Source organism: Flavobacterium sp. (assembly GCF_040382755.1).
In the GTDB taxonomy this organism is placed as follows: Bacteria; Bacteroidota; Bacteroidia; order Flavobacteriales; family Flavobacteriaceae; genus Flavobacterium.
This window is the reverse complement of record NZ_JBEIET010000028.1, coordinates 1-22,080: the sequence shown is the minus strand read 5'-3', so window position 1 is coordinate 22,080 and position 22,080 is coordinate 1. Positions and strand designations below refer to the sequence as shown.

The following is a 22,080-nucleotide window of genomic DNA, read 5'->3' as shown; positions in this document are numbered from 1 at the left end:
CCCAAACAAACCATTAAAACCTTGGTAGGCATTTTAAATACTCAGCTTTTTGTTAATGTCTTCCACAAACTTTTTAAATTGTTTGTCGGTAGCCACTAAATTGTCAACTGTTTTTACAGCATGTAATACGGTTGCATGGTCTCTATCGCCAATTTGTGAACCAATATTTGCCAATGATGCTTTAGTGAATTTTTTAGAAAAATACATAGCTAATTGACGCGCTTGAACAATGTGACGTTTTCTGGTTTTTGATTTTAAAGTTTCTGTATCTAATTGGAAATAATCGGAAACCACTTTTTGGATATAGTCAATAGAAATTTCACGTTTGATATTTTTCACAAACTTCTCTACGACTTGCTTAGCTAATTCTATGTTAATCTCACGTTTGTTAAATGAAGACTGCGCAATTAATGAAATAATAGCACCTTCTAATTCTCTAACATTTGATTTTATGTGTTTTGCAACGTATTCTAAAATTTCATCTGGCATTTCAACACCATCTCTGTATAAGATATTTCTTAAGATAGAAATTCTTGTTTCGTAATCCGGTTGGTGTAATTCAGCAGACAATCCCCATTTGAAACGAGATAATAAGCGTTGCTCAATATCTTGCATATCCACAGGTGCTTTGTCTGAAGTTAAAATAACTTGTTTCCCGTTTTGGTGTAAATAATTGAAAATATGGAAAAACACATCTTGTGTTCCTGCTTTTCCAGATAAAAACTGAACATCATCAATAATTAATACATCAATAAGTTGATAGAAGTGAATAAAATCATTTCTAGTATTTTTCTTAACAGATTCGATATATTGCTGGGTGAAAATTTCAGCAGAAATATATAAAACGGTTTTCTCAGGGAATTTATCTTTAATTTCAACACCAATAGCGTGTGCTAAGTGTGTTTTTCCTAAACCTACGCCACCAAAAATCAATAAAGGGTTAAATGATGTACCGCCTGGTTTATTTGCAACTGCTAAACCAGCACTTCTTGATAATCGGTTAGAATCACCTTCTAAAAAATTGTCAAAACTATAATTGGCATTTAATTGAGATTCTATTTTAACATTTCTGATACCTGGAATAATAAACGGATTTTTTAATTCCGGATTTTTATTCACAATAGGCACATCAATTTCTTGTGTTTTAACAGAACTACGATATGTACTAGGAATTTGCTCAGTAAATGGAAGTTTATTGCCAGAAGTGTTTTCCATTTTAATTTTATACACTAGCTTTGCTTGGTTTCCAAGTTCTTTAGTTAAAGCCGTTTTTAAAATCACTACATAATGTTCTTCAAGCCACTCGTAAAAAAATTTACTTGGAACTTGAATGTGTAAAGCATTATCTTCTGACAGGCTAATTGCTACGATAGGTTCAAACCACGTTTTATAGGCTTGTTCCTGAATGTTGTCCTTAATGAAGGACAAGCAATTATTCCAAACAGATTTTGCTGCTTTAGTCATCATGTGTTGTAATTTTTAAAAAAGTTTTTAATCTAATATGTGAAAAAAACGAGTAAATCTTAAATTTTAAGTAGATTTATATTGGGAGAGCAAATATGTGAACAAATTTATTTAAAAAAAAATGAAATGCTATTGTAATTTAAAAAATATTGTTGTATGTAAAATGAATTTTTATTTTTTAAATTAATTGCATGTAATGTTTAAGCCATAAATATATAAAATAATAATGAAAGAATACGAATTTACGGTACGAGTAAGGTACGCTGAAACAGATCAAATGGGTGTGGTGTATCACGGAAATTATGCACAGTATTTTGAAATGGGTAGAGTAGAGTGGCTAAGAAACTTGGGTGTTTCTTATAAATGGATGGAAGATAATGGTGTTATGTTACCAGTTGTTTCATTAGAAATGAACTATAAAAAACCGGCACGTTATGATGATTTATTACGAGTGAAAACTATATTAAAAAGTCAAACCTCAGTTAAAATTGAATTTGACTACGAAATTTATAATGAATCAAACCAATTGTTAACAACTGGCTATTCAATGTTAGTTTTTGTGGATATGAAATCTGGTAGACCAATACTTCCACCCACATACGTTTCAGATAAAATTAAGGAAATAATATAATGGATTTAACTGAATTTGAACGCTTATTTGATAAGAAAAAATACAAAAGGCATCCGTGGGAAATTTCAAGGAAAAAGGTACTTTTTAAATTGTTATCTGACTCTGAAATTAAATTCCCTATCAAACGAATTGTAGATATTGGAGGAGGTGATGCATATGTTATAAATGAAATTTTCAAGCATAATTTAGCATCCGAATATGTGACAATCGACACGGCATATACGCCAGAAATCATCTCGCAATTAAAAACGAATTATGGAGAAAACACAATTCATTATGTTCAAAATATTGCAGATTATTTCAAATTTTTTCCTACCGAAGAAAACGTACTTTTCTTATGTATGGATGTTTTGGAACATTTAGAAAATGAAGATGAAATCTTACAATATCTAACTCTTAAGAATAATTATTTCTTATTTGCAGTACCTGCGTTTCAATCTGTTTTTTCTAATCACGATGTTTTACTTGGACATTATAGAAGATATAATTTGAAACAATTAGAGATGGTATTGACTAAAAATCAATTTCAAATATCAGATAAAGGATATTATTTTTCATCACTATTATTAGTTAGGTGGATTGAAAGTATCTTTAATAAAAACAAGAAAGCATCCATTGATAATTGGAAGGGTACTACTTTTAAATCAAAGTTTTTTGTTGGTATTTTGCAACTCGATTTTGCTTTTACTCTAGTAATACAAAAATTTGGAATTAAAATATATGGGTTATCGTGTTATTGTATTTGTAAAAAATAAAAATTATAGTTCTTCAATCTCAATTTCAAATAATGCAGTAAAAATGTCAACGATTTCTTTGGCATTTTTTTTTCTCGTTGCGATTTCAATTTCGCAATTTAGTTCCATCTTTTGATTTATAATTTGTATGTTTTTTTCTTTAATTATTCGCATGACTTTATTCATGTTTTTATAATCGAAAGTAATTTTAAAATGTTTATCAATTGTTTTCTCAATAATATTTGCTTCATTTAAAGTAAGTTGAGCCGAAGTTTTATAGGCAGAAATTAATCCACCAACACCTAATTTTACACCACCAAAATAACGAACTACCACTACTAATACATTCGTGATATCAAAGGATTGAATTTGTCCGTAAATAGGCATTCCTGCAGAATTGCTTGGTTCACCATCATCATTTGCTCTAAACTTTATATTTTCTGTACCAATTTGGTAAGCATAACACCAATGCCGTGCCGAAAAATGTTCCGCTTTTAAATTTTCTAAATGTGTTTTTACTTCAATTTCTGAAGTTACTGGAAAAGCAAAACCAAAAAACTTGCTGTTTTTTTCTTTAAATAGAATGTTTTCAACCGAAATTTCAATGGTTTTATAAGTATCTTTAATTTGGGAATCTTGCAATTTTATACTATTTTTTTATCGAATAAATGGGTTACATCGTCTTGTCCAACACGTATTTGCCATGTATTTATTCCTAATGCTTTTGCAGCTTCAATATGTTCTGCGGTATCATCTACAAAAAGCGTCTTTTTTGGATTTAAATTATTTTGCTTTAAAATTAAATTGAAAACAGCTGCATCTGGTTTTCGCTCTTTAATTTCGTAGGAAAAATAAATTTTATTAAAATGAGCATAAAATTCTCTCGCAAAGGTTAATCCTACTCGATGCTCAAATTTATCAATATGTGTGGGATTGGTATTGCTTAATAAAAATATATCGTACTTGTTTTGTAGTTTTTCTAAAAACTCCAAACGTTCTAAAGGAAAATCCCCAATAATAGCATTCCAAGCTTCTCTAATTTCTACAAGATTTGCATTTGGTAGGTGTTTCTGAATGGTTTCCATAAATTGCAATTCATCCATTTTACCGGTTTCAAATAAAATAGCTGCTGCTTTTAAATCGTCTGTCCAAGCCTTTAAACCTAATTTCTTAAACGCATCAACACTGGCTTGATGATTCAAATTTAAAAATACATCTCCTAAATCAAAAATAATGGCTTCAATCATAATTTAAGTATGTTTTAAGTTGGTTGTTTTTAATTTTTATAGTTTTTTCAGGTATAAAATTAAATTTAGGGCTTTTAACACCTTCTGTAATTTTAGTCTCTGCTATAAAAACCCTTGCTTCATCCCATAAATGGTTATCTATAAATTGTTGCAAAGTTAATGTGCCGCCTTCTATAATAACAGATTGAATATTTTTTTCAAATAAATGAGTTAAGATATTAGAAATCAAATGAGTATCAAACTGTATACATTCATAAGCGATATTTATCGAATGTACACAATTTTCTTGTTCTGTAAAAATTATTGTCGGATTTTTTTTATTTTTTACATTAAATCCATCCGGAATTTTATTAGATTTATCAATAATAATTCGAGTGGGATGCTGTCCAAACCAATCTCTAGCATCTAAACTTGGATTGTCATTTAAAACAGTTGTTGTTCCAACTAAAATGGCTTGTTCTTCTGTACGATATTTGTGCACCAATTGCCTGGAATAGTTGTTTGAGATAGCAAAAGAGGTATTTGAATTGGGTAAAAATGGCGCAATAAATCCATCTGCCGTTTCTGCCCATTTTAGAATAATATATGGTCGTTTTTTATTGTGAAATGTAAAAAATCGCTTATTCATTCTCAAGCATGCTGCTTCTAAAACGTTCAGTATAACTTCGCAGCCCGCTTGTTTTAATTTTTCAATACCTTTTCCGGCAACTTCTGAAAAACTATCGATACAACCAATTACTACTTTCGGAATTTTATGTTCAATAATCAAATTAGCACACGGAGGTGTTTTTCCAAAATGACTACACGGTTCTAAACTCACATAAATGGTACTTTTGGAGAGTAATTCTTTGTTTTTTACTGAATTAATTGCAAGTACTTCCGCATGTGGTTCGCCTGCTTTTTTGTGCCAACCTTCACCAATTATTTTTCCATTATATACAATCACGCTTCCTACTAACGGATTAGGATATGTAGTGCCTAAACCATTTTTAGCCAATTGCAAACAGCGTTTCATGTATATTTCATGCTCAATCATCTTACAAATTTAGTACTTTTACATTTTATATTTACAAATGAATTACATAATAAGAGAAATTGAGCCAAAAGACAATTTGAAAATCGCTACTGTGATTCGAAATGTCTTTGAAGAATTAGACGCTCCAAAAGCAGGAACAGCCTACGCAGATCCGCATTTAAATACTTTATTTGAAGTGTATCAAGATGACACCGAAATTTATTTTGTTGTTGAAATGAATGGAACTATTTTAGGAGGTTGTGGAATAGGAAATTTAGTGGAAACCGAATTCAAAATTTGCGAATTACAAAAAATGTATTTAGCAAAAGAAGCTCGCGGAAAAGGAATTGCAAAAGATTTAATGCAAAAATGTTTAACATTTGCCAAACAAGTAGGGTACGACAAATGCTACATTGAAACCTTACCATTTATGAAAGATGCTCAGAAATTATATGTAAAATCAGGCTTTACTTATATAGACGGACCAATGGGTGCTACAGGACATAATGCTTGTGATGTGTTTATGATTAAAGATTTGTAAAATATTTAACACAGATTTGCACAAATTTTCACCGATTAATTTGTGGTAATTTGTGTAAATCGGTGTTTAAAAAATATAAAATGAATATTAAAAGTTTAAAAACGCATTTTTTCTCTGAATTGCAAACCATTCAGGAAGATTCGGAAATAGAAAGTTTCTTTTTTATTTTGACGGAATTTCTGCACAATTTAAAAAGAATTGATGTTTCACTTCACCCTGATTTTGAAGTTTCTGAGACAGATTTAGAAAAATGGAAAACCATAATTTCAGAACTAAAAACCGAAAAACCCATTCAATATATAACTGGTGAAGCCTGGTTTTATGGCTTACGATTTGAAGTCAATGAAAACACCTTGATTCCAAGACCAGAAACGGAAGAATTAGTAGAGTGGATTGTTGAAAGTCAAAAGTCAAAAGTCGAAAGTCAAAAGTCGAAAGTTGAAAATCTAAAAATCCAAAAATCTAACAATCTAACAATTCTAGATATAGGGACAGGTTCGGGTTGTATTCCAATTGCGTTAAAAAAAGAAATTCCAAATGCCCAAGTTTCAGCAATTGATATTTCAGAAAAAGCATTAGAAATTGCTCGAAAAAATGCTTCAGATAATCAAGTGGAAGTAAATTTTATTCATCAAGATATTTTAACATCTCAACATCTCAACATCTCAACCTCTCAACCTTTATTTTTTGATATAATAGTTTCCAATCCACCATATGTTCGAAATATAGAAAAACAAGAAATCAAGAAGAATGTGTTAGATTACGAACCGCATTTAGCATTGTTCGTGGATGATTCTGACGCGTTATTATTTTATAGAAAAATAGCTCAATTGGCATTGAAAAGCTTAGCGCCAAACGGAAAATTATTTTTTGAAATCAATCAATATTTAGGATCAGAAACCGTTGAATTGTTAGAGCTATTAGGATTTAAAAATATTGAATTGCGTAAAGATTTTATGGGTAATGACAGAATGATTTGTTGTGGTTTATAATTTCAACATTCAACATTGAAAATTCGTTATTCAAAATTAAGAAAAAAGAACTCTGAACAACGAATTTTGAAGTTTATTTATTCATAACGCAACGCTTCAACAGGATCTAACTTAGAAGCTTTAATTGCAGGATACAATCCAGAAATAATAGTCACTATAAACGTGGTTGCAAATGCTGCAATAATAGCAGCCCAAGGCGTAACAAACTCAAAACCGGCAACAGATGCAATTAATGTACCGAGTAACAATCCTAAAATTATTCCAATAATTCCACCAATCTGACTAATAATAAAGGTTTCAGTAAAAAATTGCCAAGCAATTGTACCTCTTTTCGCTCCTAACGATTTTCTAATGCCGATTTCTCGTGTTCTTTCGGAAACGGAAACTAACATAATATTCATCAAGGCTATTGTTGATCCAAATATGGTAATAGCACCAATTGCTACTGCAGCAATGTTAATTATCGCAATGTTTTGACCTAATTTCTGAATTAAATCATCACTTCTTTTGATTCCAAAATTAGCTTTTTCAACCGGATTTAATTTTCTTACACGACGCATTGTTAATGTTGCATTATCAACAGATTCGTTTAATAATTGCTTGTTGTTAATTTTTACAGCAATATCATAATTTATATTAGGTTGCGAAAAAATGGAACGTCCAATTTGTATTGGAACGATAATTCGTAAGTCTTGATTGTTTCCAAAAGTAGCTCCTTTTCCTTTCAATAATCCAATTACTTTAAATTTAGCACCTCTAACAGAAATGGTTTTGTCAATTGGATTGATACCTTCAAACAGTCCATCTTTGAAATTTGCACCTACAATACACACATAATTATTATTATCAACATCAAAAGAATTGAAGTTTCGACCTGATTCCAACTCGAAACCATTATTTGGAATAAAATTTTCATCAGCACCCAACACAGTAATTTCTGGATCTGTTTTTTTATTGTCAAATTTTACTTCTGCATTCGCTGATGCTGTAAATGAAAGCGATGTAGCTGTAAAAGGAAATTCAAATTTATCTTTAAAGGCTTTTGCTTGCGGATAGCTAATGATTGGATTTATTTTTTGACCTTCATCATTTCGGTTAATTTGTTCTGAAAAATCATATTGACTTATAGAAAACGTATTGGCACCCATAGAAGCGAAATTCCCAAATAAATTATTTTCTAATGCTTTAGTTAAAGTTAAAATTCCTACTAAAAAAGTAATCCCAATAACTATAATAAACACTGTTAAAAAGGTCCGTAACGCTTGACTTCTAATAGAATCAATAGCAATTTTTGTATTTTCTTTAAATAATCCAATCATAACTATTTGACTACATTTTGTTTTAAATGTTACAGGATTTTTGAAAAGAATATAGAAAATAGAATATAGAGTATAGAAAATAGAATATAGAAAATAGATTTGGACTTTTTTGGAACACAGATTTGATAAATTATAAAAATTATAAAAATTTCTCAAATCAGTGTTGTCACAATTCACAATTCACAATTCATAATTGCCATTGATTTTTGCTATTGATTTTTGCGAATCCATTTAAAAGTCAGATATTTGTACTCTATTAGATATACATTATACAATTTTTCAATATACATTCATAAAAATGGCAACAAAACCAAGTATTCCTAAAGGAACTCGCGATTTTTCATCTACAGAAGTAGCTAAACGGAATTATATATTTTCTATTATAAAATCTAATTTTGACCAGTTTGGTTTTCAACCTATTGAAACCCCTTCTTTTGAAAATTCGGATACTTTAATGGGGAAATATGGGGAAGAAGGCGATAGACTGATTTTTAAAATATTGAATTCAGGTGAGTATTTAGAAAAAGTTTCAGATGAAGATTTAACGGCTAAGAATAGTAGAAAAATAACGACTCAAATATCTGAAAAAGCGTTGCGTTATGACTTAACCGTGCCTTTTGCTCGTTATGTTGTGCAACACCAAAACGAATTAGAGTTTCCTTTCAAAAGATATCAAATTCAACCTGTTTGGCGTGCAGACCGACCACAAAAAGGACGTTTTAGAGAATTTTTTCAATGCGATGCCGATGTAGTAGGAAGTAATTCGCTTTGGCAAGAAGTAGAATTTGTACAATTATACGATACCATTTTTACGGCTTTAGGTTTAAAAGGTGTACATATTAAAATTAACAACCGTAAAATATTATCTGGAATTGCAGAGGTGATTGGCGCTTCAGATAAATTAATTGATTTCACGGTTGCTTTAGATAAATTAGATAAAATTGGAGAAGACGGCGTAAAAAAAGAAATGCTAGAAAAAGGAATTTCAGAAATAGCCATTGAAAAAGTACAGCCGCTTTTCAATTTTACAGGAACCATTCCAGAAAAAATAGAAAAATTAGCTACACTTTTAGTTTCTTCAAATGAAGGCTTAAAAGGTGTTGAAGAATTGAAATTCATCTGTAATGCTATTAATGAATTAGGTTTACAATCGGCAAATTTAGACGTCGATGTTACTTTAGCTCGTGGTTTAAATTACTATACTGGCGCCATTTACGAAGTAGGTGCTCCAACGGGTGTTGCTATGGGTTCGATTGGTGGCGGTGGTCGTTATGATGATTTAACTGGGATTTTCGGATTAAAAAATATGAGTGGGGTTGGAATTTCTTTCGGATTGGATCGAATTTATTTGGTATTGGAAGAATTAGGATTGTTTCCAGAAACAGTAACTACAACTTCAAAAGCGCTATTTATAAATTTTGGTGAAGCTGAAACGTTATTTTCATTAAAAGCCATTTCGCAATTACGACAAAATAATATTAAGGTAGAGATGTATCCTGATGCCGCAAAAATGGCAAAACAATTTCAGTTTGCTGAGAAAAAAGGGATTCAATTTGCGGTTTTAGTTGGTGAAGAAGAAATGAAACAAAATCAATATAAAATTAAAGATTTGATTTCAGGAGCACAAGAAACGGTTTCGTTAGATCAATTATTAGAAAAATTGAAATAAGATATTAGATAGGAACACAGATTTCACAGATTAATACGGATTTTAATTTGTGCCAATTTGTGAAAATCTTTGTAAAATACATTAAAGAATTCAAACAAAACTAATATAAAATTAAAGATTTGATTTCAGGAGCACAAGAAACGGTTTTGTTAGATCAATTAATAGAAAAATTAAAATAAATTACTAGATAGAAACACAGATTTCATAGATTAACACATATTTTAATTTGTGCCAATTTGTGAAAATCTGTGTAAAATAAAACAAAATGAAGAAATACTTCCAAGAATTCAAATATAATTTCAATTTAGCGTTACCTGTTATTTTAGGTATGGTCGGTCATACGTTAGTTGGAGTAGTGGATAATATTTTTGTGGGACAATTGGGTTCTACAGAATTAGCCGCGGTTTCTTTAGGAAATAGTTTCGTGTTTATTGGAATGTCTATTGGAATTGGATTTTCTACAGCCATAACGCCAATTATAGCTGAGTTTGATAGTAAAAAAGACAGAGAAGGCGGAAGAACGGCTTTTCAAAACGGATTAATTTTATGTACCATTTTAGGTTTTGGATTGTTCTTTTTATTACTTTTTGCTAAACCATTATTGTCATTTATGAACCAACCAGCAGATGTAGTAAAATTAGCCAAACCTTTCTTAGATATTGTGGGTTTCTCATTGGTACCTCTTGTGATTTTTCAAGCATACAAACAGTTTGCAGACGGAATGAGTGAAACCAAATATTCTATGTATGCTACAATTTACGGTAATATTATTAATGTAGTAATTAATGCTTTATTGGTTTTTGGATTGTTTATGTTTCCAAAAATGGGAATTGTTGGCTCTGCGATTGGAACATTAATCGCACGTGTTTTTATGGTCATTTATATGCACTATATTCTTTCTAAAAACGAAAAATTCAAATCCTTTTTTAAGAATTTTGGTTGGCAATCTTTTCAAAAAAGCGTTTCAGATAAAATCATTAAGTTGGGTATTCCTTCTTCCTTACAAATGTTTTTTGAGGTCGCTTTATTTACCGGCGCCATTTGGTTGTGCGGTATGATTGGAACTACCAGTCAGGCAGCCAATCAAATTGCATTAAGTTTGGCTTCGCTAACCTTTATGTTTGCGATGGGATTAAGTGTTACGGCTATGATTCGGGTAGCCAATCAGAAAGGATTAAATGATTATAAAAAACTAAATACGGTAGCGCATTCTATTTTTTTAATGGCCATTATTTTAGAAATTATTTTTGCAATAGTTTTTATGTTAGGAAGTCAGTTTTTCCCTTCGTTTTTTGTAAATTCAGAAATGGCATTAAACGCATCTGAAATTAAAGAAGTACTTTCTGTATCCTCAAAATTATTAATTATTGCTGCTTTTTTCCAAATTTCAGACGGAATTCAAGTAGTGGTTTTGGGCGCATTACGTGGTTTACAAGATGTAAAAGTTCCAATGTATTTAACTTTTATTGCGTATTGGATAATAGGTTTTCCTATTTCCATTTATTTAGGATTATACACAAATTTAAAAGCCGAAGGTGTTTGGATTGGCTTATTAGCCGGATTAACAGCTGCTGCATTGATGCTTTATTTCCGATTTAGATTTCTATTAAAATTACATAGATAAAGGACAAAAGATAAAAGATGAATGACAAAAGATTTGTACTTTTGAAAATTCAAAATTCAAAATTTATAATTTACAATTCAAAATTTTAAAATATGGAATTACCAAAATTTGTAATAGGCGACAACACTGATTTTCCGAATGATATTTTTGTTATTCATTTAGAATATCCAAGATTTTTCATCAATCTTAAAGACGATTCAGTTGAATTTTTAGAAGATGTTGAAGAAGAAGATCAAACCGAGTTAGAAGCTGAAATGGAGCATTTAATTACGCTTGCAGGCGAATTTTATGACCGAGAAATGGAACGTTACGAAAAAGCATAAAAAAAACCGATAGTTTTCTATCGGTTTTTTTTAATCTAATAATTTAAAAATCTAAGAAATCTAACAATCTAAGAAGTCTAACTTAAGAACTGCAGCTTAACATAGAACTTCCAATTTTTTGTCTTGCCCAATCGGGTCTTTTTGCAAACCATTTTTCAAATTCAGGCTGTTCATCATACGGATGCAAAAGAAGTTTGTACAATTCATTCAATAACGAATAATCTTCTTTTTCTGCCAATTCAATCGCCATTTGCGCCATATAATTACGTAAAACATATTTCGGATTCACCGAATTTTGAAGTGTTTTTCGCTCTTGGTCTGAAAGTAATTCTTTATTTAAAAGGGTTACATAATGTGCAAACCAAAAATGCCAAGTTTCTAAAATAATGCCAGTAACCTCTTCAGGTTTATAAAAAGCGGCAGTAATTTTTGATACACAAACTTCACTTGTATCTGTTTTTTCAATCTGATTTAGATTTCTAAAGAAAATCGTATAATCAGTTTCTGTTTGTTCTAAATTATATAGCAATTGTTGAATCAGCTTTTCGTTTTCGTCATTTTTGGATGTAATACCCAATTTTTTCATCATCATTTCTAAAAAATCTTCATCGTATTTTTTGGCATAATCATTAAGAATTTCTTCCAAAGGTGCTGCTTCTTCAATTAGCGGATATAACGCATTTGCCAACTGATATAAATTCCATAAAGCAATATTAGATTGGTTGCCAAATCGGTATCTTTTTCCTGCTGCATCAGTTGTATTGGGTGTCCAATTCGGATTGTAATCTTCAAGCCATCCGTAAGGTCCGTAATCAATGGTGATGCCGTGAATACTCATATTATCGGTATTCATTACACCATGTACAAAACCCACACGTTGCCAATGAAGTAGTAATTCTCTTGTTTTTTTGGCAACAATTTTAAAAAATGCAATGTATTTTTCTTTTCCCGCTGTATTAATTTCAGGATAGTAAGTTGTAATCGTATAATCGGCAAGTAATTTTAAATTCGGAATGTCATTTTGTGAGGCAAACAATTCAAAACTTCCAAAACGAATAAAACTTGGTGCTATTCTGCAAACAATTGCCCCTTTTTCTAATGCTGCATTTCCATCGTACATGACATCTCGAACCACTTCGTCACCAGAGGAAACTAAAGATAAAGAACGTGTTGTTGGAACACCCAAATGAAACATAGCTTCGCTGCATAAATGTTCACGAATAGAAGACCGCAACACTGCCAAACCATCAGCTCGTCTGGAGTAGGGAGTAGGACCTGCTCCTTTTAATTGTAACGTAAAGAGTTGTTTGTTGTATTCAATTTCACCTAAAACAATAGCTCTACCATCGCCCAATTGTCCTGCCCAATTCCCAAATTGATGACCAGCATAGTTCATAGCAAACGGTTTAGCGTTTCCTATAATTTCGGCACCAGAAATTAAATTTAAAAACGCCTCTGAAGCAACAAAATCATCCGAAAAACCAATTAAATTCTGAACTTCTTTGGAAAGATGAATCAATTTTGGGCGACTTGGTATTTTTGGTGTTACATACGAAAAAGCAGCATTATTTACTTGACGCGTATAGTTTTCTTCAATTGGATCTGAAGGTAAATTTGTATTGAATTTATGTAGAAATTGAATAGACATTAGCTTTAAATAATTCACAAAGTTACAGAATAAAATTTTTAAATATTGTCTATTAAAATGTATATTTGTGTCAAATTTCATAACATGAATGCTATAGCTATAAAATCTAAGTTAGAACTTTATTTTCAGCAGTTTAGAAAAGATATTATCGGTATTAATCAATCGTTTGTTTCGCCTTTTGGTGAACAAAACATTATATATACAGATTGGACGGCAAGCGGAAGATTGTTCCGACCAATTGAAGAAAAACTAATGGATACTTTTGGACCTTTTGTAGCCAATACGCATACCGAAACATCAATAACTGGAACAGCAATGACGATGGCATATCATGAAGCACGTCACATTATTAAGCATCATGTAAACGCTACAGATAATGATGTTCTAATTACAGACGGAACTGGAATGACGGGTGTAGTAAATAAATTACAACGTATTTTAGGATTGCGAATTCCAGAAAATTTAAAAGAATATACTACCATTCCTAATGAAATTAAGCCAATTGTGTTTATATCGCACATGGAACATCATTCTAATCAAACATCTTGGTTAGAAACTATTGCCGATGTGGTAGTGATTCCAGCAGATGAAAATGGCTTGTTTTCTATAGATAATTTCACAAAATTAGTGTATGAATATAAGGATAGAAGTTTTAAAATTGCATCTATAACTTCTTGTTCAAACGTAACAGGAATTCGAACACCATATCACGAAGTAGCAAAAATTATGCATCAAAATAACGGTGTTTGCTTTGTTGATTTTGCCTGTTCAGGACCTTACGTGGAAATTAATATGCATCCAGAAGATAAAGAAGCGTATTTAGATGCGATTTTCTTTTCGCCACATAAATTTTTAGGCGGACCTGGTTCTTGTGGTGTGATGATTTTTAACAAAGAATTGTATAAAAATAACATTCCAGATTGTCCTGGTGGTGGAACAGTTTCTTGGACAAACCCTTGGGGCGAACACCAATATATTGACAATATTGAAGATAGAGAAGACGGTGGAACACCTGGTTTTTTACAAGTGATAAAAACCGCGCTTGCGATTCAGTTGAAAGAAAAAATGGGTGTGCAATCTATTTTAGAAAGAGAACACGAATTGGTTGATTATATTTTTGAACGATTAGCACCAATTGAAAACATACATATTTTAGCATCAGAACACACGGATAGGTTAGGAGTAATTTCATTTTACATTACCGATTTACACTTTAATTTAGGGGTAAAATTATTAAATGATAAATTCGGAATTCAAGTTCGTGGTGGTTGTAGTTGTGCTGGAACATACGGACATTATTTGTTAAATGTAAACCAAGAAACCTCAAATTCAATCACTTGCAGTATAAATAAAGGCGATTTAACCAACAAACCAGGTTGGATTAGAATGTCAATTCATCCTACAACTACGTCAGAAGAAATTCAATTGGTTTGTGATGCGATTATTGATGTAGCTGAAAACTTCACCTCTTGGCAAGAAGATTATATTTATAATCCTATAAAAAACGATTTCAATCATAAAGACGATACTAAGCCAGAAGTAGCTATGGTAAAAAGTTGGTTTCTTTAAACACAGAGGAACATAGGAAAATATAAAATAGTTTGAGCAGCTTAGCTAAATAAAGAAAACATTGACAGGCTTAGTTTTTACTTTACTACTTTGTTACTTTGTTACTTTTTACTTTGTTACTTTTTACTTTTTCCTTTAACCCTTCACCTTTAACCCAAATCACCTCATATGCTTCCAACGTTTATGCGTCCACAAGTAAAATTCTGGTGCGTCATAAATTTGTTGTTCAACTAATTTTAGGAAATTATCGGTGATTTCGTAATTTGGAAAATTTTTTGTGTTGCCATCGGAAAGTACTTCAAAACTTGCTTCGTAATACCCGCGTTTTAGTTTTTTAGTTTTTAAGAAAATCACATTCATATCGTATTTTTTGGCTAACATTTCGCCACCGGTATGCACAGGAACTTCGATTCCCATAAATTTTTCCCAATGGTGTGTAGTACTTAATTTTGGCGATTGGTCACTAACCAAACCATATAAACTATAATTTTTATTTCTAAAATTAGTAGCCATCGTAGGAATGGTTTCTTTACTATCGATTAAATTACTTTTAAATTTAGAACGAATTTGACGAACTAATTTATCAAAATACGGATTGGCTAATTTTTTATACACGCCATAACCCATAAAATGAATATGATAATTCATAGAAACGGCCCATTCGTAACTTGCATAATGCGCACATAACAAAGCAATACTTTTTTCTTTTTTTTCTAATTCATAATACACTTCCATATTTGAAAAGGTATAGCGTTTTTCAATTTCCTTTTTTTTAATAGATAATGTTTTTATCATTTCAAGAAACAAATCGCACAGGTGGGCGTAGAATTTTTTCTCAATATCCGTTCTTTCTTTTTCAGATAGATGCGGAAGTGCTAAGGCTATATTACCACGTACCACTCTTTTTCTATATTTAAAAATGCGATAAACAAGAAAGTACACACAGTCAGATAATAAGTACAATACAGGAAAAGGTAGTATAGAGATTATCCAAATGAAAGGGTAGATGATAAGATATAATAGAAATTGCATGAATGTTTTTTTTACAAATATACATGTTTTGTTTTTTCTTAGAAAATTATGGCAAAATATGTTTTTGGTATTGATTTTTCAATATTTATAGTACCTTTAGCTTCATTAAATTATTAGATATGTATTCTATTTCAACCATTATTATTGTTATTACAGCTTTGGCTACGTTTATGGGTTTGTCCAATGTTGCTTTTTTTGATCGTTTTAAATTCAATATTTCAAAAATTAAATCAGGCGAACAATTTCGTATGATTACATCCGGTTTTTTACATGCCGATTGGTTTCATTTTGCATTTAACATGTTTAGTTTTTGGAGTTTTGCTAATTTTTTAACTCAAGAATTTAGTACCACAAATTTTCTACTTATTTATTTTGGAAGTATGTTAATTGGTAGTGTATTAACCTACTATATACATAAAAACGAACCCTATTATTCTGCAATTGGGGCTTCGGGTGCGGTTACAGGAATTATTTATTGCGCCATTTTATTGTATCCAGAAATTGAGTTAAGAATGTTTTTTGCCATCCCGATACCAGGATATATTTTTGCTTTTCTGTATTTGGGATATTCCGTTTATGGTATGAAAGGGAGAAATGATAATATTGGGCATACCGCACATTTAGGTGGTGCAATTGGTGGTTTACTAATTACATTACTTTTAGTACCAAGTTTGTTTCAATCCCGATTAATTTTTATTGGGATTTTGTTAATCCCAATTGCGATTTTAATGTATTTAGTAAAAACAAAAAAAATATAATTGGCATACTATTTGATTTCAAGATACTATCCTAAATATATCATTTATGAAATCGCCATAGACAAACTCGTTTGCATGCAAACAGCAATGAAAATAAAGCGATACCATATGACCTTAAAAAAAATAAATATTTACATATGAAAAAAGTTATTTTACTACTTACAGGATTCATTTCTATGGTAGGAATGAGTCAAGAACAATCCAAATTTACGCCACAAATTTCTATTTCTGGTGAAGGAAAAATTTTAGTAACGCCTGACATTGCAGTAATTCAATTGGGTGTTCAGAATAACGGAAAAGATCCTAAAGAAGTCAAACAATTAAATGATGTTACGATTGATAAAGTCATTGCTTACATCAAAAAAATTGGAATTCCGGTAACAGATTATCAAACCACGCAATTGAGTTTGTACAAAAATTATGATTACGAAAAAAAGAAACATTCGTATCAAGCCAATCAAACTATTTCGGTTACCTTAAAAGACATTTCTAAATACAATGCGTTTATGATGGATGTAATGGAAACAGGCATAAATGTAATAAATGGTGTAGAATTTAAATCTTCAAAAATGGAACAGCTTGAATCCGAAGCAAGAAAAAAAGCCATTTTAAACGCTAAGAAAAAAGCAGAAGATTACGTTTCAGTGTTACCAGGACAGAAAGTTGGAAAAGCCATTACAATTTCTGACAATTCACAAACGAGTTATCCTCAACCTGTTTTTTTAGAAAAGAGTTATTTGACTGATGTAGAAACGAAACAGCCAAGAGAAATATTGGCTATTGGTGAAATTGAAATTGTATCCAACGTTTCAGTTTCCTTTGTTTTAGAATAAACAACTTGACATAAAATAGAAAAGCCAGAATATACTTCTGGCTTTTTATAATCTAAGAATGGCGAGTAGCCATAAACAGCTTTTTAAAGGTTTTATAACGTTCCGGCGCTTGGCGAGGTTGCGAGCTTCGGAACTGATTATTTTCTATCAAATATAAAATTTCTTGCGAAACATAAACGTGAATTTACTACAAAATTCGCAATCTTGCCAAACGCCTGTTACCAGCAGTTTTTTTTATTCATAGTTTAATTCTATTCCTCTTTTTTTACATTTTTCGATTATACTTTTCAATTTTTCGTTGTTGAATTTATTTTCTCTAATATGTAAATATTTCAATTTAGGAAGTTCAAAAATTTCATTTGGCAAATCTTTTATGTTATTTCCATTTACTGCAAGATATTCAAGATTATGCATTTCACTAATTCTTTTTGGTATTGAGTCAATCCCATTAAATCCTATTGTCAAGTCTTTGAGTTTTGGAAAGTTGAAAATGTCTTTAGGGAATTTATTGAAAGAATTTGTGTGAATATTTATGCTTTCTAAATTTTTAAGTTCCAAAAGTCCTTTTGGTATTTCAGTTAAGTTTTGATTATTAATAACAACTTCTGTTTGCTCAAGATAACTTTTTTTATTTTCATAACCATTTTGTAAATTATTATGAATTTTTTGATTTTCAAGTAATTTACAAATTTCTTCTGTTTTCAAGTCTCTAAAACTATAATCAACATTCCCTTTAATATTTACTGAACCAGTTAAATATTCAAACTTATAATTTTCTTTTCCATAACAATTACAAGTTTCAAAATTGCTAGTTGCAAAATTCTCCATTATTATCTTATTGTCAAATGAATATTTTTGTTTGTAGTCGTTTTCGTTTGAAGAAGTTAAAACAATTCCATTTTTCGGGACATAAATTTTATTATTTGTGAAAAAATTATTCGGTAGTTCCTTTTCACCTTTTACGTTGAAAATAATTATAAAATTTTCGTTATTACCTACAAATGGTTTGTTTTGATTTGGTAAATAAATTTCAGTTCCAACATTGAAATTTACGTAATAGAGACTATGAAAGACAATATAAATCCCGATTAAAATCCATTCTATTTGTTTTCGATTACTTATTTCCGCTTTTTTCATTATGAAACTTGTAAGTAACATAATTAGATAAATTCCCCAAAGCCAAATTAAAACACCGATTCCCCAAAATCCGAATAAAAAATATACTAATAAACCTATTACAGGAAAAACAATTAGGCTAAATGAATATATCGGATTTTTTCTCATAAAATTGATGGTAACGTTCCGGCGCTTGGAGAGGCTGCGAACTTCGGAACCGATTATTTTCTATCAAAGATAAAATTTCTTGCGAGAAATAAACGTGAATTCACCACAAAATTCGCAATCTTGCCAAACGCCTTTTAACGCCTGTGATTATCGTCTAATTTCAATTTTGCCATATGACAAGTAAAGTTCATAAAGATCTTCAATATAAAATTCCTGACTGCCAACATTGTTTTTTAGCAGTGCTTCATTTTCTATGTAAACTCCTTCTAAATACTTGGGGCGTTGGAATTTTAATACAAGTTTAAAAACATCTCTGTTATATAATTTCTTTACATTATTATTTTTATTCGCACTAGGCCATTCGATAAATTCTCTACAAGATTCTATGGCGTAAATTTTTTTTCCAAAAATTGCTTGATCTGAAATTTCAACGACTTCAAATTCTCTAATTCGACCGTACACTTCTGAATCTACACATAGCTTAATTTCAGTATCCGGTTTGATAGGCCTTACTGAAATAGTAAAAGTATCAACATAAATTCCATTTTGTCCAAAAATCTGGCTACAAAGTCCAATAGAAAATATTATCGTGAATAGGGTTTTTCTCATAATAGCTGGTAACTTGTATATATACGAATGTTTTGTTTCGCTTTTTATTTAATTCAAATATAATACTATTTTCTTACAAATCTTCAAAGGGGATTTTAATTTGTTGAATGCTACTACCTCAAAAATAAGTGTGTTTCAATCGCAAAATTTCTCTTAATAAAACAGAGTTACTTCATAGATGGTGTATAGATACTCCATAGATAGTGTATGGATAGTGTATGGATAGTGTATGTGAGATGTTTTTGGTTTTTAAGTGTATTACTATTTTCTTGCACTGTAATTTACGGATTCTTTACTTTTGTAATACTCCCGTTTTCGGCTATATTTAAAGTACTTTCCGGAATATCGGCTTTTGTAAGTTCTTTTATTTCTTTTAAGGCAGCCTGTTCTTCATCTAGTAAAGGACCTCCTTCACCAATTTGTTTGGTAGAATATATTTTGCCAGAAATAAATTTCCCATCCGTAGTTAGTTGTAATGCTACTATTGGCGCAATACCATTAGCACCAGATAAATTAAATCGTCCATATGTAGCAAAATTTCCTAAACTATAGGCTATAAATCGGTCTTTGTATAAATCAATAGCACGCGTTACGTGAGGCCCGTGACCAAATACAACATCGGCTCCAGCATCAATTGCCATTCTGGAAAATTCATACGGGTTGCCTCTGTTTTCTCCTAAAAATAGCTCGGTTTCTCGAGTTATATGTTTTTTTGTAGCTCCTTCAGCACCTCCATGAAAAGAAACAATAACAATATCACAAACGCTGTTTAAATGTGAAATTATTTTTCGAGCATTCTCGTAATCATTTATTTTAATCGTCCCATTATTCGGTGCAAATGCTGCAAAGCCATACTTTACGCCTCCTTTTTCAAAAGTGGTATAAGGACAGGCTTCTAAACCGGCATGAGGGATTCCTAATTTATTTAAAATTGAGGTAGTGTTTTTAGTTCCTATTGCACCAAAATCGCGCACATGATTATTTGCAACACTTAGTAAATTAAAACCTGCTTCGGCAAAATAATTTGCATAGTGGTCGGGCATTTTAAAGGCATAACAAACCGCTGGATTGTCACATTTTTTTACGTCACCTTCGCCAGAAAGTAATACGCCTTCTAAATTTCCAAATGATACATCAGCACTACTAATAATGGCTTTTACAGGTTGTAAAATATCTTTTCCATCATTGGGTGGTAAATAGCTAGTATTCGGAAAATTAGTACCTAACATCATATCGCCAACACCAATTATTGTTACGGTTTCAGAGGAAGTTTTTGTACTATCTTTTTTAGTAAGGTTGGTTTGTTTTTCCTTGTCCAACTTTGAAGTGGATAAGGCTCGCGTTTCTAATGTAGTTTCAGATGATTTACTAGAATCCAGCAAATTATATTTGCAGCCAATAAGCAAGGTAAAACTGGTAATTAATCCTAAAAATATCAAATAAATAGATTTCATTTGTGTTATGAGTTTACTTTTTTGTAAAGATAAGAAAAATCTAATACATCATTGCTTTTGAGCTTATTTTCAAGTTTTTACAAAACAAAAAAGCACCTCGTTAGAAGTGCTTTTGTGGGGAGAGCAGGATTCGAACCTGCGAAGTTTTCACAGCAGATTTACAGTCTGCCCTCGTTGGCCGCTTGAGTATCTCCCCAGGCCATTTCGATTGCAAATATATAATTGTTTTTTATTGTTGCAAACTTATTTTTGGGTAATATGTAAATTATTTTATAACCTTCTGAAAACTAAAAACATAAAAAAATCCCATTTAATTCTTTCAAATAAAATGGGATAATTATTTATTATTTTATACCTAATATTTCTTTTACTTTAGCTTTTAATTCTTCGCCTCTAAGGTTTTTAGCTATAATATTTCCTTTTGCATCTAAAATAAATGTGGCTGGAATGCCATCAACTTCATATGCCATTGCAATAGGATCTTCCCAACCTTTTAAATTAGAAACCTGAGTCCACGTTAATTTGTCTTTTGCAATAGCAGCTTTCCATTTTGCAGCGTCTTCATCTAATGAAACACCAATAATATTTAAACCTTTACTGTGTAATTCATTATAAATGCCAACTACATTTGGATTTTCTGCTCGGCAAGGTCCGCACCAAGAAGCCCAAAAATCAATAATAGTAACTTTTCCTAACGATTCTTTTAACGAAAAGGTTTTGCCATCTGTCGTTTTTGATGAAAAATCAGGAGCTTTCGTTACTTTTTTTTTTCTGGAGCAGCGGCTTTTAATTGCGCGTCTAATGCTTTTTTTACATTTTTACCGCTTTTTGTTCCGTGTAATTTTTTGTCTAATTTATCAAATGCTTCTTTCGCATCTTTTCCTTGCATCATTCCTCTACTAACATAATTTTCTAAAAATAACATCGAAAGTATAGAACTTGGATTGTTTTTCATAAAATCTTTAGATTTCGCATCCATCTTAGCAGAAATAGATTGCGCTAATTTGCCATATTCTTGATTTAGTTGGGTCTGAACAGCTACATCATTGGTTTCCATAGCTTTTTTCATGGCTTCATTGTTGTTCTTCTGAAAATCCATAATCGGTTTGTTAATAAGTACCGATTCATCTGTATATTTTTGAAACAAATCATTATCAGTTGTTCCAGATATTTTTGATTTTTGAATGTCTTTGATGTCAAAAGCAATTGCTATCGTACCACTTTCAATAATAAAAGGTAGTGCTTTTTTAGATTGATATTGTGGATCAATTACACCTTCAATACTTACAATACCTATTTCTGGAAGTTCGCTTTTTCCTTCAAATTCAAATTTT

The 22,080-nt window shown here is 30.9% G+C and carries 22 protein-coding genes and 1 tRNA gene; 10 read left to right on the top strand and 13 right to left on the bottom strand.

The features are described 5' to 3' along the window. Positions 1 to 33: 33 nt before the first annotated feature. The gene (gene dnaA / locus ABWO04_RS04615) at positions 34 to 1,464 is read right to left on the bottom strand and encodes a chromosomal replication initiator protein DnaA (protein ID WP_353077753.1); all 1,431 of its coding nucleotides are present in this window, start codon (positions 1,462 to 1,464) and stop codon (positions 34 to 36) included. A 226-nt stretch (positions 1,465 to 1,690) separates the two neighbouring features. Here dnaA and ABWO04_RS04610 point away from each other — a divergent pair, with 226 nt between their 5' ends. Then, positions 1,691 to 2,095, top strand: a complete 405-nt coding sequence (locus ABWO04_RS04610; protein WP_353077749.1) for an acyl-CoA thioesterase — start codon at positions 1,691 to 1,693, stop codon at positions 2,093 to 2,095. Positions 2,096 to 2,184: 89 nt separating this feature from the next. Further along, complete coding sequence (locus tag ABWO04_RS04605; RefSeq protein ID WP_353077747.1) at positions 2,185 to 2,850, top strand: class I SAM-dependent methyltransferase; 666 nt, start codon at positions 2,185 to 2,187, stop codon at positions 2,848 to 2,850. Positions 2,851 to 2,853: 3 nt separating this feature from the next. On the opposite strand, the gene ABWO04_RS04600 is transcribed toward ABWO04_RS04605, so the two are convergent. Genes ABWO04_RS04600 through ribD form a run of 3 tightly spaced genes read right to left on the bottom strand, consistent with a single transcriptional unit; the run spans position 2,854 to position 5,112 of the window. Further along, complete coding sequence (locus tag ABWO04_RS04600) at positions 2,854 to 3,471, bottom strand: IMPACT family protein (protein ID WP_353077746.1); 618 nt, start codon at positions 3,469 to 3,471, stop codon at positions 2,854 to 2,856. 2 nt (positions 3,472 to 3,473) lie between these two features. Continuing rightward, on the bottom strand, positions 3,474 to 4,076 hold the full coding sequence (locus tag ABWO04_RS04595; RefSeq protein ID WP_353077744.1) for an HAD family hydrolase: 603 nt from the start codon (positions 4,074 to 4,076) through the stop codon (positions 3,474 to 3,476). Further along, positions 4,069 to 5,112 carry a bifunctional diaminohydroxyphosphoribosylaminopyrimidine deaminase/5-amino-6-(5-phosphoribosylamino)uracil reductase RibD gene (gene ribD / locus ABWO04_RS04590; RefSeq protein ID WP_353077742.1) on the bottom strand — a complete coding sequence of 348 codons (1,044 nt, stop codon included), beginning with the start codon at positions 5,110 to 5,112 and terminating at the stop codon, positions 4,069 to 4,071. Before ribD ends, ABWO04_RS04595 begins: the two co-directional genes overlap by 8 nt. A gap of 37 nt (positions 5,113 to 5,149) precedes the next feature. On the opposite strand from ribD, the gene ABWO04_RS04585 reads away from it, so the two are divergent. Beyond that, the gene (locus ABWO04_RS04585; protein ID WP_353077740.1) at positions 5,150 to 5,632 is read left to right on the top strand and encodes a GNAT family N-acetyltransferase; all 483 of its coding nucleotides are present in this window, start codon (positions 5,150 to 5,152) and stop codon (positions 5,630 to 5,632) included. 80 nt (positions 5,633 to 5,712) lie between these two features. Next, positions 5,713 to 6,624 carry a peptide chain release factor N(5)-glutamine methyltransferase gene (gene prmC, locus ABWO04_RS04580; RefSeq protein WP_353077738.1) on the top strand — a complete coding sequence of 304 codons (912 nt, stop codon included), beginning with the start codon at positions 5,713 to 5,715 and terminating at the stop codon, positions 6,622 to 6,624. Positions 6,625 to 6,701: 77 nt separating this feature from the next. On the opposite strand, the gene ABWO04_RS04575 is transcribed toward prmC, so the two are convergent. Beyond that, entirely contained in the window at positions 6,702 to 7,943 is a 1,242-nt protein-coding gene (locus tag ABWO04_RS04575) for an ABC transporter permease (RefSeq protein WP_353077736.1), read from the bottom strand. Between the two features lie 298 nt (positions 7,944 to 8,241). Between ABWO04_RS04575 and hisS the strand changes: the two genes are divergently transcribed. The 3 genes from hisS (at position 8,242) to ABWO04_RS04560 (ending at position 11,559) form a co-directional block, all read left to right on the top strand. Next, positions 8,242 to 9,612 carry a histidine--tRNA ligase gene (hisS, locus tag ABWO04_RS04570; RefSeq protein WP_353077734.1) on the top strand — a complete coding sequence of 457 codons (1,371 nt, stop codon included), beginning with the start codon at positions 8,242 to 8,244 and terminating at the stop codon, positions 9,610 to 9,612. A 265-nt stretch (positions 9,613 to 9,877) separates the two neighbouring features. Beyond that, positions 9,878 to 11,236, top strand: coding sequence for an MATE family efflux transporter (locus tag ABWO04_RS04565; RefSeq protein ID WP_353077732.1), 1,359 nt, complete (start codon positions 9,878 to 9,880; stop codon positions 11,234 to 11,236). Between the two features lie 92 nt (positions 11,237 to 11,328). Then, positions 11,329 to 11,559, top strand: a complete 231-nt coding sequence (locus ABWO04_RS04560; protein WP_353077730.1) for a DUF8828 family protein — start codon at positions 11,329 to 11,331, stop codon at positions 11,557 to 11,559. 82 nt (positions 11,560 to 11,641) lie between these two features. On the opposite strand, the gene ABWO04_RS04555 is transcribed toward ABWO04_RS04560, so the two are convergent. Then, positions 11,642 to 13,207 (bottom strand): protein adenylyltransferase SelO, encoded by a 1,566-nt coding sequence (locus tag ABWO04_RS04555; protein WP_353077728.1) that lies wholly within the window; start codon positions 13,205 to 13,207, stop codon positions 11,642 to 11,644. Between the two features lie 84 nt (positions 13,208 to 13,291). On the opposite strand from ABWO04_RS04555, the gene ABWO04_RS04550 reads away from it, so the two are divergent. Next, entirely contained in the window at positions 13,292 to 14,776 is a 1,485-nt protein-coding gene (locus tag ABWO04_RS04550) for an aminotransferase class V-fold PLP-dependent enzyme (RefSeq protein WP_353077726.1), read from the top strand. Between the two features lie 159 nt (positions 14,777 to 14,935). On the opposite strand, the gene ABWO04_RS04545 is transcribed toward ABWO04_RS04550, so the two are convergent. After that, positions 14,936 to 15,808, bottom strand: coding sequence for a lysophospholipid acyltransferase family protein (locus ABWO04_RS04545; protein ID WP_353077725.1), 873 nt, complete (start codon positions 15,806 to 15,808; stop codon positions 14,936 to 14,938). 119 nt (positions 15,809 to 15,927) lie between these two features. Between ABWO04_RS04545 and ABWO04_RS04540 the strand changes: the two genes are divergently transcribed. Beyond that, entirely contained in the window at positions 15,928 to 16,566 is a 639-nt protein-coding gene (locus tag ABWO04_RS04540; RefSeq protein ID WP_353077724.1) for a rhomboid family intramembrane serine protease, read from the top strand. Between the two features lie 137 nt (positions 16,567 to 16,703). Next, positions 16,704 to 17,399 (top strand): SIMPL domain-containing protein, encoded by a 696-nt coding sequence (locus tag ABWO04_RS04535; protein ID WP_353077723.1) that lies wholly within the window; start codon positions 16,704 to 16,706, stop codon positions 17,397 to 17,399. 234 nt (positions 17,400 to 17,633) lie between these two features. Here ABWO04_RS04535 and ABWO04_RS04530 read toward each other — a convergent pair whose 3' ends face one another. From ABWO04_RS04530 to ABWO04_RS04505, 6 genes are all read right to left on the bottom strand, one after another. Continuing rightward, complete coding sequence (locus ABWO04_RS04530; protein WP_353077721.1) at positions 17,634 to 18,683, bottom strand: hypothetical protein; 1,050 nt, start codon at positions 18,681 to 18,683, stop codon at positions 17,634 to 17,636. A 147-nt stretch (positions 18,684 to 18,830) separates the two neighbouring features. Further along, positions 18,831 to 19,292, bottom strand: a complete 462-nt coding sequence (locus tag ABWO04_RS04525; protein WP_353077718.1) for a hypothetical protein — start codon at positions 19,290 to 19,292, stop codon at positions 18,831 to 18,833. A 281-nt stretch (positions 19,293 to 19,573) separates the two neighbouring features. Then, a complete protein-coding gene (locus tag ABWO04_RS04520; protein WP_353077716.1) occupies positions 19,574 to 20,746 on the bottom strand; it encodes a CapA family protein in 1,173 nt (390 codons plus the stop codon). Between the two features lie 115 nt (positions 20,747 to 20,861). Beyond that, a tRNA-Tyr gene (locus ABWO04_RS04515) sits at positions 20,862 to 20,942 on the bottom strand. 148 nt (positions 20,943 to 21,090) lie between these two features. After that, on the bottom strand, positions 21,091 to 21,537 hold the full coding sequence (locus ABWO04_RS04510) for a TlpA family protein disulfide reductase (protein ID WP_353077751.1): 447 nt from the start codon (positions 21,535 to 21,537) through the stop codon (positions 21,091 to 21,093). Next, positions 21,504 to 22,080, bottom strand: a 577-nt coding sequence (locus ABWO04_RS04505; protein WP_353077714.1) for a DUF4369 domain-containing protein, incomplete at its 5' end; no start/stop codon positions are given. The genes ABWO04_RS04510 and ABWO04_RS04505, both read right to left, overlap by 34 nt.